Source organism: Paenibacillus cucumis (ex Kampfer et al. 2016), from assembly GCF_019748695.1.
GTDB lineage: Bacteria > Bacillota > Bacilli > Paenibacillales > Paenibacillaceae > Paenibacillus > Paenibacillus polysaccharolyticus.
The window spans coordinates 1-12,314 of record NZ_JACLIC010000014.1 but is presented as its reverse complement, the minus strand read 5'-3'; the positions used below and the strand labels follow the sequence as shown (position 1 = coordinate 12,314).

14 protein-coding genes and 1 other annotated feature are annotated in these 12,314 nt (G+C 44.2%); of the genes, 3 read left to right on the top strand and 11 right to left on the bottom strand.

Features of this window, described 5'->3' with window-relative positions; translation table 11 throughout:
* Positions 1-27 precede the first annotated feature (27 nt).
* The 8 genes from H7T88_RS08880 to H7T88_RS08845 form a co-directional block, all read right to left on the bottom strand.
* The gene (locus tag H7T88_RS08880; RefSeq protein WP_221788174.1) at positions 28-615 is read right to left on the bottom strand and encodes a lysophospholipid acyltransferase family protein; all 588 of its coding nucleotides are present in this window, start codon (positions 613-615) and stop codon (positions 28-30) included.
* The gene (gene cmk / locus H7T88_RS08875) at positions 612-1,316 is read right to left on the bottom strand and encodes a (d)CMP kinase (protein ID WP_090917262.1); all 705 of its coding nucleotides are present in this window, start codon (positions 1,314-1,316) and stop codon (positions 612-614) included. The genes H7T88_RS08880 and cmk overlap by 4 nt, the downstream gene beginning before the upstream one ends.
* A gap of 103 nt (positions 1,317-1,419) precedes the next feature.
* Positions 1,420-1,644, bottom strand: a complete 225-nt coding sequence (locus H7T88_RS08870; protein ID WP_090917264.1) for a hypothetical protein — start codon at positions 1,642-1,644, stop codon at positions 1,420-1,422.
* A 63-nt stretch (positions 1,645-1,707) separates the two neighbouring features.
* On the bottom strand, positions 1,708-2,361 hold the full coding sequence (locus H7T88_RS08865) for a flagellar brake protein (RefSeq protein ID WP_154890629.1): 654 nt from the start codon (positions 2,359-2,361) through the stop codon (positions 1,708-1,710).
* Positions 2,362-2,510: 149 nt separating this feature from the next.
* Positions 2,511-3,857, bottom strand: a complete 1,347-nt coding sequence (gene ypeB, locus H7T88_RS08860; RefSeq protein ID WP_154890630.1) for a germination protein YpeB — start codon at positions 3,855-3,857, stop codon at positions 2,511-2,513.
* A 618-nt stretch (positions 3,858-4,475) separates the two neighbouring features.
* Positions 4,476-5,162, bottom strand: a complete 687-nt coding sequence (prsW, locus tag H7T88_RS08855) for a glutamic-type intramembrane protease PrsW (RefSeq protein WP_090917272.1) — start codon at positions 5,160-5,162, stop codon at positions 4,476-4,478.
* A 42-nt stretch (positions 5,163-5,204) separates the two neighbouring features.
* The gene (locus H7T88_RS08850; RefSeq protein ID WP_154890631.1) at positions 5,205-5,819 is read right to left on the bottom strand and encodes a genetic competence negative regulator; all 615 of its coding nucleotides are present in this window, start codon (positions 5,817-5,819) and stop codon (positions 5,205-5,207) included.
* Between the two features lie 188 nt (positions 5,820-6,007).
* The gene (locus H7T88_RS08845) at positions 6,008-6,358 is read right to left on the bottom strand and encodes a hypothetical protein (RefSeq protein ID WP_090917276.1); all 351 of its coding nucleotides are present in this window, start codon (positions 6,356-6,358) and stop codon (positions 6,008-6,010) included.
* A 94-nt stretch (positions 6,359-6,452) separates the two neighbouring features.
* On the opposite strand from H7T88_RS08845, the gene H7T88_RS08840 reads away from it, so the two are divergent.
* Positions 6,453-7,364 carry a polysaccharide deacetylase family protein gene (locus H7T88_RS08840; protein ID WP_221788173.1) on the top strand — a complete coding sequence of 304 codons (912 nt, stop codon included), beginning with the start codon at positions 6,453-6,455 and terminating at the stop codon, positions 7,362-7,364.
* A 68-nt stretch (positions 7,365-7,432) separates the two neighbouring features.
* Here H7T88_RS08840 and H7T88_RS08835 read toward each other — a convergent pair whose 3' ends face one another.
* Entirely contained in the window at positions 7,433-8,257 is an 825-nt protein-coding gene (locus H7T88_RS08835) for a metallophosphoesterase (RefSeq protein WP_221788172.1), read from the bottom strand.
* 147 nt (positions 8,258-8,404) lie between these two features.
* Between H7T88_RS08835 and H7T88_RS08830 the strand changes: the two genes are divergently transcribed.
* Positions 8,405-8,653: a hypothetical protein gene (locus H7T88_RS08830; RefSeq protein WP_221788171.1), complete on the top strand. Its 249-nt coding sequence runs from the start codon at positions 8,405-8,407 to the stop codon at positions 8,651-8,653.
* A 46-nt stretch (positions 8,654-8,699) separates the two neighbouring features.
* Here the strand turns inward: H7T88_RS08830 and H7T88_RS08825 are convergent, their stop codons facing one another.
* Positions 8,700-9,293, bottom strand: coding sequence for a CPBP family intramembrane glutamic endopeptidase (locus tag H7T88_RS08825; RefSeq protein ID WP_221788169.1), 594 nt, complete (start codon positions 9,291-9,293; stop codon positions 8,700-8,702).
* Between the two features lie 328 nt (positions 9,294-9,621).
* Positions 9,622-9,852, top strand: a binding site (T-box leader).
* Between the two features lie 203 nt (positions 9,853-10,055).
* On the opposite strand from H7T88_RS08825, the gene serA reads away from it, so the two are divergent.
* Entirely contained in the window at positions 10,056-11,651 is a 1,596-nt protein-coding gene (gene serA, locus H7T88_RS08820) for a phosphoglycerate dehydrogenase (protein WP_090917287.1), read from the top strand.
* Between the two features lie 71 nt (positions 11,652-11,722).
* Here the strand turns inward: serA and H7T88_RS08815 are convergent.
* Positions 11,723-12,314, bottom strand: a 592-nt coding sequence (locus H7T88_RS08815; protein WP_221788168.1) for a BclA C-terminal domain-containing protein, incomplete at its 5' end; no start/stop codon positions are given.

Genomic DNA, 12,314 nt, shown 5'->3' with positions numbered 1-12,314 from the left:
GAAACATGCACTCACAGTAGACCTGCCTTACTTACTAGGCTCGCCTGTATTCACCATTTCGTTAATTTTGGACATGATTTTCTCGGTAGCTCTTTCCAAAGCATCTCCGGAAGTGTCTTCCTTGAACTCGTCCAAATTGACCGGTGCGCCATATACTACTTTCATCTTATGAAAAAGCTTGTAGTTGCCGATAATAGCAGTAGGGATTACAGTAGCACCGCTGCGGAGAGCAAAACTCGCTGCTCCTTTTTTACCAATTCCACCATCATTGTGACGGCTTCCCGCTGGGAAAATGCCAAGCACTTCACCACCACGCAAAATATTGAGTGAGGTTTTGATGGATTCTTTGCTGACGCCTCCTCGCTTTACAGGGAAGGCACCGACAGCCTTGATAATCGGCCCTAGCACCGGAACATCAAACAATTCGCTTTTAGCCATAAATCTCACTTGACGGCGAATTTTGATGCCAACGGTTGGCGGATCAAAGTTACTGATATGATTGGAGCATAAAAGTACACCGCCGTCTTTCGGGATATTTTCCCGTCCAACTGCCTCCAGGCGAAAAAGAATGGTATACATGATCCGCAGTACAGTCTTGCAAAAGGTGTAAATCATAGACCGCTCTCTCCTCTGACCATTGTGCAATAAGATACGATTTTGTCAACCACTTCATGGATATTCATCTTCGTTGTATCCAGGACAATCGCGTCCTCTGCACAACGAAGCGGGGAGACTTCCCTGTTCTCATCCAGTTTATCACGGGTTGCAATATCTCGCTCCAGTTGCTCCAACGTCAGCCCATCGGATGGTTCCAGTTCTTTGAAGCGGCGAAGTGCGCGCTCCTGCACACTGGCAGTCATAAAAATTTTCACTTCCGCATCGGGCAATACAGTCGTTCCGATATCGCGCCCATCCATGACGACGCCCTTGCGCAAAGCCATTTGCCGCTGAGTATCCACTAATTGTGTACGCAGCCCCTCGATTTGCGCATATCGAGACACGATTCCCGTTACTTCACGGGAGCGGATTTCCGAGGTAACATCCTCGCCATTACAGAACACTTTCTGTCCACCCCGATCCGGTTGTAAATCAATAACCAAATCTTGAGCTTCCTGAAGTACCTGAGTCATATCTTCCGGAGATATATCTTTCCGAAGCATATGCAAGGATACTGCACGGTACATTGCGCCTGTATCGACATAAATGTATCCGAGTTCCTCTGCAACCAAGCGGGCCACCGTGCTTTTTCCGGCACCAGCAGGTCCGTCAATTGCAACGTTCATCTTCCCGTCTTCTGATGTGTTCTGGCTAGCCAACGGGGCATTCCTCCTCAAACGATAAACCTCAATAAAAAAACAGGCATTGCCTGCATCGTGAAAATTATACCACACTCTACACATGGATGCAAAAACAGACAAATCAGCCATTCCGGTCTTTGCTGTTACTTTGCATATGAACCGGGGTACCTTCTAGCCGGTCAATCGTTGTCATTATTTTCTTCAAATCCGGGACAAGCAGTAACAATTGACAGAGAATAACGAGGATCAGGAGCAAGCCAATGAATAGCAACGCTCTTCGTTCCAACCGTTTTGACATCATACAATAAATATGTTCAATTCTCCGTGCATCAGAGCGTTTCTTCATAGCAACATTCTCCGTTTTTGCCTTACGTTGCCCAGTACAATACTGTTTTATGCCTGCACACGTCTACTTCATACGATAATCCAGTTGCCGTTCAAAACAAAATTTGATGACCTTCTGACGTTCTGAATCCGTAATCTGTGAAAATTTTAGCATACCTAACTCACGGCCCGATTCCAGCTTTTTAATGCGAACTACCTCGGCTTCGAATTGAACATGGTCAATTGACCCATTGCGATAAGGAACCAATAGCCAGCATTTCAGCTTTTGTTCTTCCTGCACTTTGACATCAGGCTCGATGTATACGGACAATCCTCCGCCTCCGATGTCTTCAGTCAGCACGACTGCACGTGTAAGGTCTTCACATTGAATCGCCAATTCAAGACTGGCGTGAACACGAAGAAAGCTACGGCGCTGAATTTTGGAAATCTCATCAGGAAGCGGTTTTCGAATGCGGACCAGACGAACGACATCTTCCTCGAACCCTGTTACGTAAGTATTAAAATAATGGCGGACTCCACTCTCGTTCATATACGATATGGACAATTCTTCTCCGAAAAAGAGTCTTTTTAAACGACTGTTCCCCTGTTGCATCGGAACTTCAATCAAAAAACTGTCATCATCGGTATCTGCGATACGCGATTTGTATTCCTTATGTTCCTCTTTTTCGTCAGCCGATGCGATCTGGATATACAACACTTCATTTATTTTAGGAAACAATCGGTTCACCGCCACTTATGTATTTATCTTTGTCTCTGCAAGGACTATTATACCATGACCTTTCTCACATGGAACAAGAAAAAACAGACCATTGAAATGGTCTGTTTTCGCATGATTAATTTCGAGAATACACATTCTGCTAAACGCTTCTAGTAGGTTTCATTCACGGGCTTAATCTCCTCAACCGCTTCTTCCATTCCTGTATCGGCATTAATGTAAATCCGGTAACGCGAACCGTTAATTCGTCCCCCGAATTCATAACAAAGCACTTCTTTGCTGTATTCATTCTCGATCAACGATTTGCGAACATAATTTTCTTTGAAATCTGAATTCAGTTTTTTGCGAGCCTGATCGGCCGTAAGCTTTGCTTTTGGAATCTGACGTTTGTCGTTATGCTCATATACATAGTCGCTTGCCTGAAAACCGGTGACTTCCCCCGTATCCAGACCTACACGTACAGACATTTTTTCTGGATAAATCAACGTATCTCCTTGCTTGTGCACATACGTGAGGTTCGCCAAATTACCGAACTCATCGTAGTTGACAGCTTTCATATCCTTATATCCTTTATTGACAAGAAACTGATCCGCTTGTTTCATCGCCTCTTGACGGGACACTTTTTTAGCTCCAACCGTTCTGGTGTCACTGTACGAGATAAGCTTCCCACCGTTGCGTGTGAAATCCATCATCAGTTTCCCGTTTCTGGCATGCTGGATGGTGGCGGTATACGATTCCCAGTCCGTCCCTTTGCCGTTCTCCTGAACCTGAATCTTACCACTTTCCACATTCGAGAATTTGGCGGCCTTCTCCTGGATCTGCTCTTTGGAAACAGGCATTCCGCCAAGCTTCTTCACAGAGCGTTTGGTGAACATATTAGAGACGGAAGGGCCCCAATCCAGCTCCGGGTAGTCTTTTACTTTTTTATTTACGGTCCGGAAACCGTCCACGATGGAATTATCGTTTGTCTGCTCCTGAGTTGCCATAACGGTTTCAGCATCCATCCAGCGCAAACGATCAGCTAATACTTTCTGTTGAACTTCTTTCAGACTATTTTTAATCTCCGAAGAATTTTGATACAGTGTCTTTAAATTACCCATTTCCTTCTTACTGAGTGGCTCATTTGTCAGGTCACGCATGGATGCCTGATACGCAAATTTCGAGATACGCGAGAGGAACTCCTCAGTCTCATTGAAGGGAAGCATGCCGAGTGGCAGTTGATTAATTTCATTCTGAGCTTCGCTAGTAAGCCTCCACACATTCATTAACCCTTTGCGATGCATCCCCTGTGAACTTGAATGTACAGCAAGCGTGTTCCCAATCTCCGAATGTAATTTATCCATATGGAATGATAGGTCGTGAAATGCACGCTGATATTGATTTTCCGCCTTGATCAGTATCGCATTCTTCTCCTGATTCTCCTGATAACCCCACACGAGTGCGCCGATCAGGAGAACTGCAAATATCGGAAACATGACTGAACTTAATCGTTTATACACGGTAGATTCTCCTTTCTTCTAGGGTGTGTCTGAAAACAATGGAGGAAGCAGATTTTGCCGAATTTTCGTTCCAAGCCAGGAAGTTTACCGCAGGCGTGCCGGGGCACGTCAAGGGAAAGTGACGCAGCAGGGAGCGAAAAGGTGGTAAAAGATGCACTTCAGTGGATTTCAAGACACGCCTTGATCACTGCCTTTATTGTGGGTCGAAGAAAGTCCTCTTATGCATGCGATTTCCAGTCGGAACGAAATTTGCCTTTAACGAATGAAGCTAAGACTTTTTTGAGTAAGGCTTGTTGACTTCACTTTAATCGAACATATAGCCGACTAGTGCAACATATAGCTCGTCGCCATGCCCTCTTCTTCAATGTCAAATTGATCCTTGTTATCACAAAGGCACTGTTTAAACCCAGTATCAATGCGCCCCCGTTCTTTCTTGCCTCTTAACGTGAAACGTTCACCACATTGTTTGCATCTAATTTTAATCTTGATTCTTGTCATTTGATATCCCCGTTTCATATCGTCGTACCCTTGTTTTCTAGAACACAAAAAAGACACACCAGGGTCTGCGTTTTAAACGCTTTATGTCCACCAGTGTGTCCGTATTTTTATAATTTAATCTCATCCCTCTCGTTTCACGAAGCGAAAAGGAGAACGGTTGTTAGCCCGTGTAATCTTGCCTATTGCTCCATACCACAGACCCGCCATCAGAGGCGCGATGAACCACAGCCAGTGATTCACCATCATATTCATAATAACATCATACAATGCGTGCCAGAAAAACGGAAGAATCAGAGACAGACTGAGATACCACCGTTTCTTCTTCGTATCATCAATGAATTTGGCTTTGCCCATGTAATATCCCATAATAACGGCAAACATCGCATGACCTGATACAGGCAGAAGGGCCCTTAGAAACATACCTGATACGGAGGCATTGCCTGCAAATGCGTACAGCACATTTTCCACTGTAGCGAAGCCCAATGATACCGCAACGGAATATAAAATTCCGTCATATGGCTCGTCAAATTCGGTGTGATTATAGATAATGTGGTAGATCACAAACCATTTAACAAACTCCTCAACTCCGCCCGAGATTACGATGGATTCGAGAAGGGGACTATCTCCAAGCCACAACATCATGCCTCGCTGAATAATCATCACGGGCAGAACGATCAGAATCCCCATGAGAAATACTCTCAGAACCATGTGAAGTGGTTCATAATCATACCGGTCTTTAAGATAAAAGTATGTTAACAAGGCGAGACCCGGAGCAACTGCTGCAGCTAGAAGCGAAAACAAAAGCACCGAAATTCCCTCCCCTGAATAGTGACGCGATGATAACGATGTTTAATCCTGACGTTTGAAGTGTGTGCAGATGACATCAATCGCTTGTTCAGGAATAACGACCTTTCCATACTCCTCCATAACAGCTGGAGTGACCGAAGAACCTTCTCCAAATTCAGCCAATAAAGCAATCAATGCGGCGTGTTTGGCGGTGTCTACATCATCCGGTTCAAAATGTAAGAACCATTTATTTTTATAAGAATACAGTTTCCCCGCATCCGTAACATGTTGACGTAACATATGGGCAGATTCAATCAGCACCTCAAAATCCTTAAATGCGTATACGATGGAGTCACTTTGCTCCAGTGTAACTTCCATTTCATATACTTCTTCAGGAAGATCATCTTCATGACCTGAACCATATTGTTGCGGATCATATTTTCCACGAGTAACAATGACAACCATCCCTTGAGCGGGAAGTGCGAATACTTCAACAGCCAGCGGACCTGTGGCATCAAAGCCAAGTTCAGAATAAGCCTGGTCCATCATTTCAGTGAACAGTTCATGTACCTTCGGTAATTCCTGCCACATATCTTCTTTTTGTATTCCGCGCTCGCTCAGATCGTCAAAGGTCAGGAAAATCCGTATCTTATCGTGACTTAGTCGTTCTATTTTCATACAGGATCTCCCCTTTATAAGCAAGTCTTATAACAGATTATGAAGCACAAAACAATATGTGCTGAAAATAAATCTATGTAGTTATGTTATCATTTTATACCTATAAATGCACGCAGTAAAATCAACAAAAAAAAGAATCAATCCACATCAAATCAAGACTGTGGATGATTCTTAATGGATGTTACGGGTTACAAACCCGGTACTGATGTATTGGTTTGACTTAAAATCTGCTCTACTTCATGTTTAACATCCGGGTTCGTCCGAATAAAATCTTTAAGCATATTCATGTTTTCTTCTTTTTCTTTTGGTGAGATCACTCTGCTGGTTTTTGATGCCGACTTGTGCGGTTCACCATGATGATCCGGTTTGCTACTGAAGCTATCCATGCCTGGAAAAGTCATTTCCATCATTTTATGTTTGGCCTGGTCAACCATGTTTCGAGATGAACCTGAAGACAACATGGGCATTCTGCCCTTAGCTAACCAAGAACTGGCTGCAACACCAACGACTATACCCCAGAAAAAGGATGACGCCTTCATTACACCAACCTCCTTTAAGTGTTAAAATCAAAAGTAGTGTTTGCTGTAGAAGACAATCTCATTCCGCATAAATACAGGAAAGTGAGCTGAGAAAATGTTGAAACGCGCTACCTCGCTGTTACTCATAACCAGCATATTGCTATCTGCATGCAGTGCACAAAATCAATCTGCATCTGATGCCAAGGATATGAAAGACGATACTGCTGTCATTCTTACGGAGAAAAAAACCGAAGAAAACCCAAGCGCAGAATCCCAGATTGAAAATAACGAGACAGATACTGAAATTCATCCCAAAACAGACACAAATATAACCGGTACTAAGCCAAAAATTCCATCCACGGACGGAACCTCAAGGGAAGTGCTCGTTAAAAAGACGTATCATATGAATTCGAGTTATGTTATTAAACCTAATGATGAATCCAGCCCTGCTAAAGTGGTCTTGTTAACCTTTGACGACGGACCAAAGGACGAAAAGATGATTAATTCACTTATGGATACTTTGGATAAACATCACGCCAAAGCCGTATTCTTTGTAAATGGAGACCGTGTCAAACGTCAGCCGAAGTTGTTGAAAATGATTCGTGATCGAAACCAGATCATCGGTAACCACGCTTGGGATCATGAAGATTTGAAGAAAATGTCAAGTTCAGAAGCTAAGAAACAGGTCACCGACGTTCAACAGATTGTGAAAGACATCACCGGGGAAAAACCTCAGTTTTTCAGACCCCCTTTTGGCTCCGGAAATGATGCATTGAAAGATGCCGTCAAAGAAGAGGGAATGTTGTATATGACATGGTCCAACGGCTCACTTGACTGGGATAAGAGCACTAAAAACAGACCAGACAAAGTGACCCAGAATGTCCTGGATCAGCTTCATCCTGGAAGTAATATTCTGATGCATGAATTACCTTGGACGGTCGATGCTCTGGACGAGTTGTTAACGTCGCTTGAGAAGAAGGGTTATTCCTTTGTTGATCCACGCGCGATCGAATTGCAGTCCCGTTAATAGATGCCAACACAAGGGCTACTGCACCACTGCGAGAAAAATGTAATGTGCGACAAACAGCCCTGATCTTATTGATCAGGGCTGTTTGTCGCAGGAACACGTAAAGTGATGAGATGTATCTCTGCAGGACAACCTAGCCTGAAGGGGAGATGGTTTGTACCAAATCCCCGGCTTACAAGCAATTTTCCTGAACGAGTATCTTCATCGCTACGTTTCAAGGAAAACCAACCGCTCTTTACAGCCCGATAAGCCTTACTCAGCAATACAGGTCCTAACAACGGAACAACAATTTGTCCCCCATGGGTATGTCCACTCAGTATCAGATCTACATCAATGTCTAACCGCAATACTTCCAAAGGATCGTGAACTAATACGATTGTGGAGCAGCCATCCTTCGTATTTCGCAACAATTTCTCTGCCTGTTTCGAACGATAATCTAATCCGACCAACCGGACATGCTCCGTTCCCTTTTGCAAGTAAACATCCTGATCTTGAAGGAGTTGCACGCTCGAATCATCCAAAAGTCTAGATAAATGAGTCATTCCTGCTTTTTTGTCATGATTTCCATAAACAGTATAGGTTGGAGCCAAACTCGACAAAAGCCTCATATTTTGTCTGACAATCGACCAGGATATTCCCTCTTCAGCTATATCGCCCCCGATGAGTACCCAATCGGCTTTCCCCTTCAACTGCTCAACTTCTTTTGTTTTCAACAATCGTGCATGGGTATCTGATAAAAAAATAATCCTGGCTCCGTTGAAAGAGGCTGGCAGATGCGCAAGTTCGACTTCGTCCTCTGTAATCACAGTTGTATGAGCTTCTCGCCACATATGAGAGGGAAGTATTAAAGCTACCACTAACGCGAGAAAGGATAAAATGACTAATATTACCACGGCAATGGGAGGAAGGTGTTCAAAGGAGGAGCTCCCTTAATCCCCCACCATACCAGACCAACGGTTAACATTATGAAAATAAAAATAAGTGAATTGACAAATCTTTTGCTCAATCTCAAACGTCGTGAAGGATGAAGTTCAGTTCGAGTGGGTAAAGAGCCCGCTTCGGAAACTGAGCTTTCCTTCTGGTTTGCCGTTTTCTTGGAGCGACTAGGCGCTCGTTCCGGTAATACCGGACTTTCCAGTGCGGATGCACTCGACCCACGTTGTGATCTTGGTAAAGAAATTGAAGTAATTGGTGGAAGTCCCACCGTTTCGGCAGCAACTGCCGTTTCAGCAACGAAACTTGTCTGTGATGCCGAGTTCCGCCCGGTTTTCTCTTTATTGTCCGAGTGACGCTGACGTTGGCTGCCATATGTTTTCACCCTGCTTAATGGCTGACTCATGATCCCCTCCGAAAACGTATCGCTAATCCAGATACTAGGTCAATGATAAAATGACACAGAATCGGTGCCCATAATGTGCCTGACTGCAAATAAATATAGCCCAATCCATAGCTCGACACAAACACCCATCCTGTAGGAATCCAGTGGCGCAGATAACGAATATGAATAACTGCAAATAAGATACTTGTCCAGTATGGACCAATTGCGTGTTGAATTGCGCCGCGGAAAAGCAACTCCTCACATACAGCCACCAAGGCTGCTATACATACAATATGCCAGATTGGACGCCCGCGAAACAACAGTTCGTTAATGCCCCCATCATCCATACTTTCCTGAGGTATAACATAGGACAGTACCAAATCCATGACTAGCATAATCGCAGCGAGTCCAAGACCCCACCATAAAAACTGAAGATGATCAGGCAAGGCCAGAACTTCGAATAGGTCCCTTTTCTGCAACAAAATCCATACGATCCCTACGATTAAAGTTAGCCCTTGGGTAAAGTAAAGGTTGATCAAGAGCAGACGTTCTGTTAATTGATGCGGCTCGGCCTTCTGAATTTTAAACTTCGGAAATTTCTTTTTTTTCATTGCATGCGTCTGTCCTCTTAAGTTATTTGATAAAAATTTCATTGACCAATCCGATAGTATACTAAATGATAGCCAAAAAACCAATCCGGTTCAAGACCTGTCCCAAGTCCCGGTTGATCACATCAAAACGTTACTTCATTAATGCAGTGAACTTTCTTTCACGAAACAGTATGTTTAAGCATTTAAATCTCAATAAAAATGATTCTAAGTAGATAGATTACACTCTCTGAAGGTCCGGAAATCACAGCCTTCAACGTCAGGAATTAAAACATTTAAGCCTATTGACATGCTCATGTAAGCCATGATACATTATGAAAAATTAGTTACGTCAAACACGATGATGGAAAAAAGACGTTGCTTTGTCTTTCAGAGAGCCGATGGTTGGTGTAAATCGGTGGCAGGCAGATGATCTTGAGCGCTCCTGAGTTATTGCATTGAAATTGGAGTAGGTGCAATCGGTTTAGACCCGTTATCCTCTTCGGTCTTCATTGACCGCTAAGACTGTCGTTGCGAAACGGCGGTGAATTAGGGTGGTACCACGACAACTCTCGTCCCTTATTGCGCAAGCAGTATGTGGATTGAGAGTTTTTTTGATTGTTTTTGATAAAAGAATCCTGTGGAATCACCCTGTTAGTTTACCCTCCTCCTCTGCTACGGCACCGCGTTGTTGGAGGGAAGAATCACTTTGGTTTTAAGGAACGTCTCCTGCCGGAGAACAAACCTTGACGATTATAGATATACAAACCTAAGGAGGAAGAAACCATGTACAAAGTGTTAGTGTCAGATCCAATCAGTGATCTGGGAATTCAGCAGCTGGTGGATGCAAGTGATGTCGTTGTCGAGAAGAAAACCGGACTAAGTGAAGATGAGCTTGTTGCCATTATCGGAGATTATGATGCCCTACTCGTTCGTAGCCAGACCCGTGTTACTGAACGTATTATGACGGCTGGCACCAATCTTAAAGTGATTGGACGCGCAGGAGTTGGCGTAGATAATATTGAACTGGAACCTGCTACACAACGCGGTATCATTGTCATTAATGCACCTGACGGTAATACCATTACGACTTGTGAGCACACTTTTGCCATGATGATGGCACTGGCACGACACATTCCGCAGGCATATGCCAAAACGATTCAGGGTACATGGGATCGTAAAACATTCCTCGGTGTGGAGTTAAGAAATAAAACACTCGGTGTACTCGGTATGGGAAGAATCGGCAGCGAAGTAGCCAAACGTGCCAAAGCATTCGGCATGGACATTCTCGCTTATGACCCGTTCCTCACAGAGGAGCGTGCCGAGAAACTGCAAGTCAAGCTGGCAAGTGTTGATGATATTATCCGTAATGCGGACTTTATGACTGTACACACTCCACTCACCCCAGAAACACGTCATATGATTTCCCGTCCGCAATTCGAAGTCATGAAAAAAGGCATGCGTATTATTAACTGTGCACGCGGCGGTGTTGTTGACGAAATGGCGCTTGTAGAAGCGATTGATGAAGGAATTGTTGCTGGAGCAGCATTCGACGTATTTGAAAGTGAACCACCAGCAGCAGATCATCCATTCCTGAATCATCCAAGCATTATCGTTACACCTCACTTGGGCGCATCAACCGTAGAGGCTCAAGAGAACGTTGCGATTGACGTATCTGAACAAGTTCTTCACATTCTTCGCAATGAACCATTTAAAAATGCGGTTAATATGCCAGCTGTCGCACCAACCGTCATGAACAAACTGCAACCATACTTTAAATTGGGTGAAACGCTAGGAAGTTTTGCAGCACAAATCACTCAAAATGCAGTCCAAGAGATTCGCATTGACTATGCGGGTGACCTGTCAGAAGTGGATACATCACCGCTCACTCGTTACATTGTGAAAGGCATTCTAGCAAGACATTTGGGCGGAGAAGCCAACATTGTCAACTCCATGCACTTGGCCAAAATTCGTGATCTGAATGTTGTTGTGAGCCAAACCTCTGCTACAAAAGGATTCACAAACCTAATCACCGTAACACTTGTAACAACACAAGATGCTGAAGAACGCCGCGTGGCAGGTACGCTTCTTGCAGGATACGGCGAACGTATTGTTCGTCTTGATAAATTCCCTGTAGATATCGCACCCGAAAGTCATCAAATTTTGATCTCGCACAACGATAAACCGGGTATCATTGGACGTGTAGGTACTTTGCTTGGTCAAAATGACGTAAACATCGCATCAATGCAGGTTGGACGTAAAATTATTGGTGGCGCTGCGATCATGATCCTGACCGTTGATAAAGAAGTGCCAAAAGATGTGCTGGTTCAGCTTACATCTCTGCCTGAACTAAATACAGCTGTTGAGATTGTGCTCGGTTAATACAATGTTACAAAAAAGAGACGGGAACATAATGCTCCCGTCTTTTTTACGTTCTGTGAGATTAAGGATAGTTAACTTAATTGAATAATTGTTAATGTTGCACCTGGTGGTGCAAGTACAGCCGTGGCCACAAGGCCGAAAAGCTGAAGTTGGATTGTAGAACCAGCTGTAACCGAGACGATAAATTCTGTTTGCAATTGACTCAAGGAAAGTGCAGGCGAGACAACACTGGCTGGAATCGATGCACCATTGAGCAATACCCGGGATTGTACTAGAGCTGCAGCTGTTAAACTGATTTTGTAAGAAATAAAGTATCTTCCTGTGTTCGCTAAAGTAAACGTATCGCTAGTTCCATTAACCGTAATACCAGTTCCGATGTTTTGATTGTTTGTCAATGGAATCAATGTACCACCCAAAAGAACAAGGATCGTACCACTCGTATTTTCAGCAAAAGCTGAGGTTCCTGTTACGGACGTACCTGTAGCTCCAGTCGCTCCTGTTGCGCCCGTAATGCTTGCTCCGGTGACTCCAGTGACTCCGGCTGTGCCCGTTGCACCAGTCCCCCCGGTTGCTCCAGTGGATCCTGTAACTCCTGTGGCTCCTGTTGCACCGGTTTCACCAGTGGCGCCGTTGGTTCCTGTTGCACCCGTAATGCTTGCGCCA

Excerpts from the sequence above, each read along its gene's own strand:
- H7T88_RS08845 (WP_090917276.1), bottom strand. The coding sequence starts at position 6,358 with ATGAAGGCGTCATCCTTTTTCTGGGGTATAGTCGTTGGTGTTGCAGCC.
- H7T88_RS08850 (WP_154890631.1), bottom strand. The coding sequence starts at position 5,819 with ATGAAAATAGAACGACTAAGTCACGATAAGATACGGATTTTCCTGACC.
- H7T88_RS08840 (WP_221788173.1), top strand. The coding sequence starts at position 6,453 with ATGTTGAAACGCGCTACCTCGCTGTTACTCATAACCAGCATATTGCTA.
- serA (WP_090917287.1), top strand. The coding sequence starts at position 10,056 with ATGTACAAAGTGTTAGTGTCAGATCCAATCAGTGATCTGGGAATTCAG.
- H7T88_RS08870 (WP_090917264.1), bottom strand. The coding sequence starts at position 1,644 with ATGAAGAAACGCTCTGATGCACGGAGAATTGAACATATTTATTGTATG.
- H7T88_RS08825 (WP_221788169.1), bottom strand. The coding sequence starts at position 9,293 with ATGAAAAAAAAGAAATTTCCGAAGTTTAAAATTCAGAAGGCCGAGCCG.
- H7T88_RS08880 (WP_221788174.1), bottom strand. The coding sequence starts at position 615 with ATGATTTACACCTTTTGCAAGACTGTACTGCGGATCATGTATACCATT.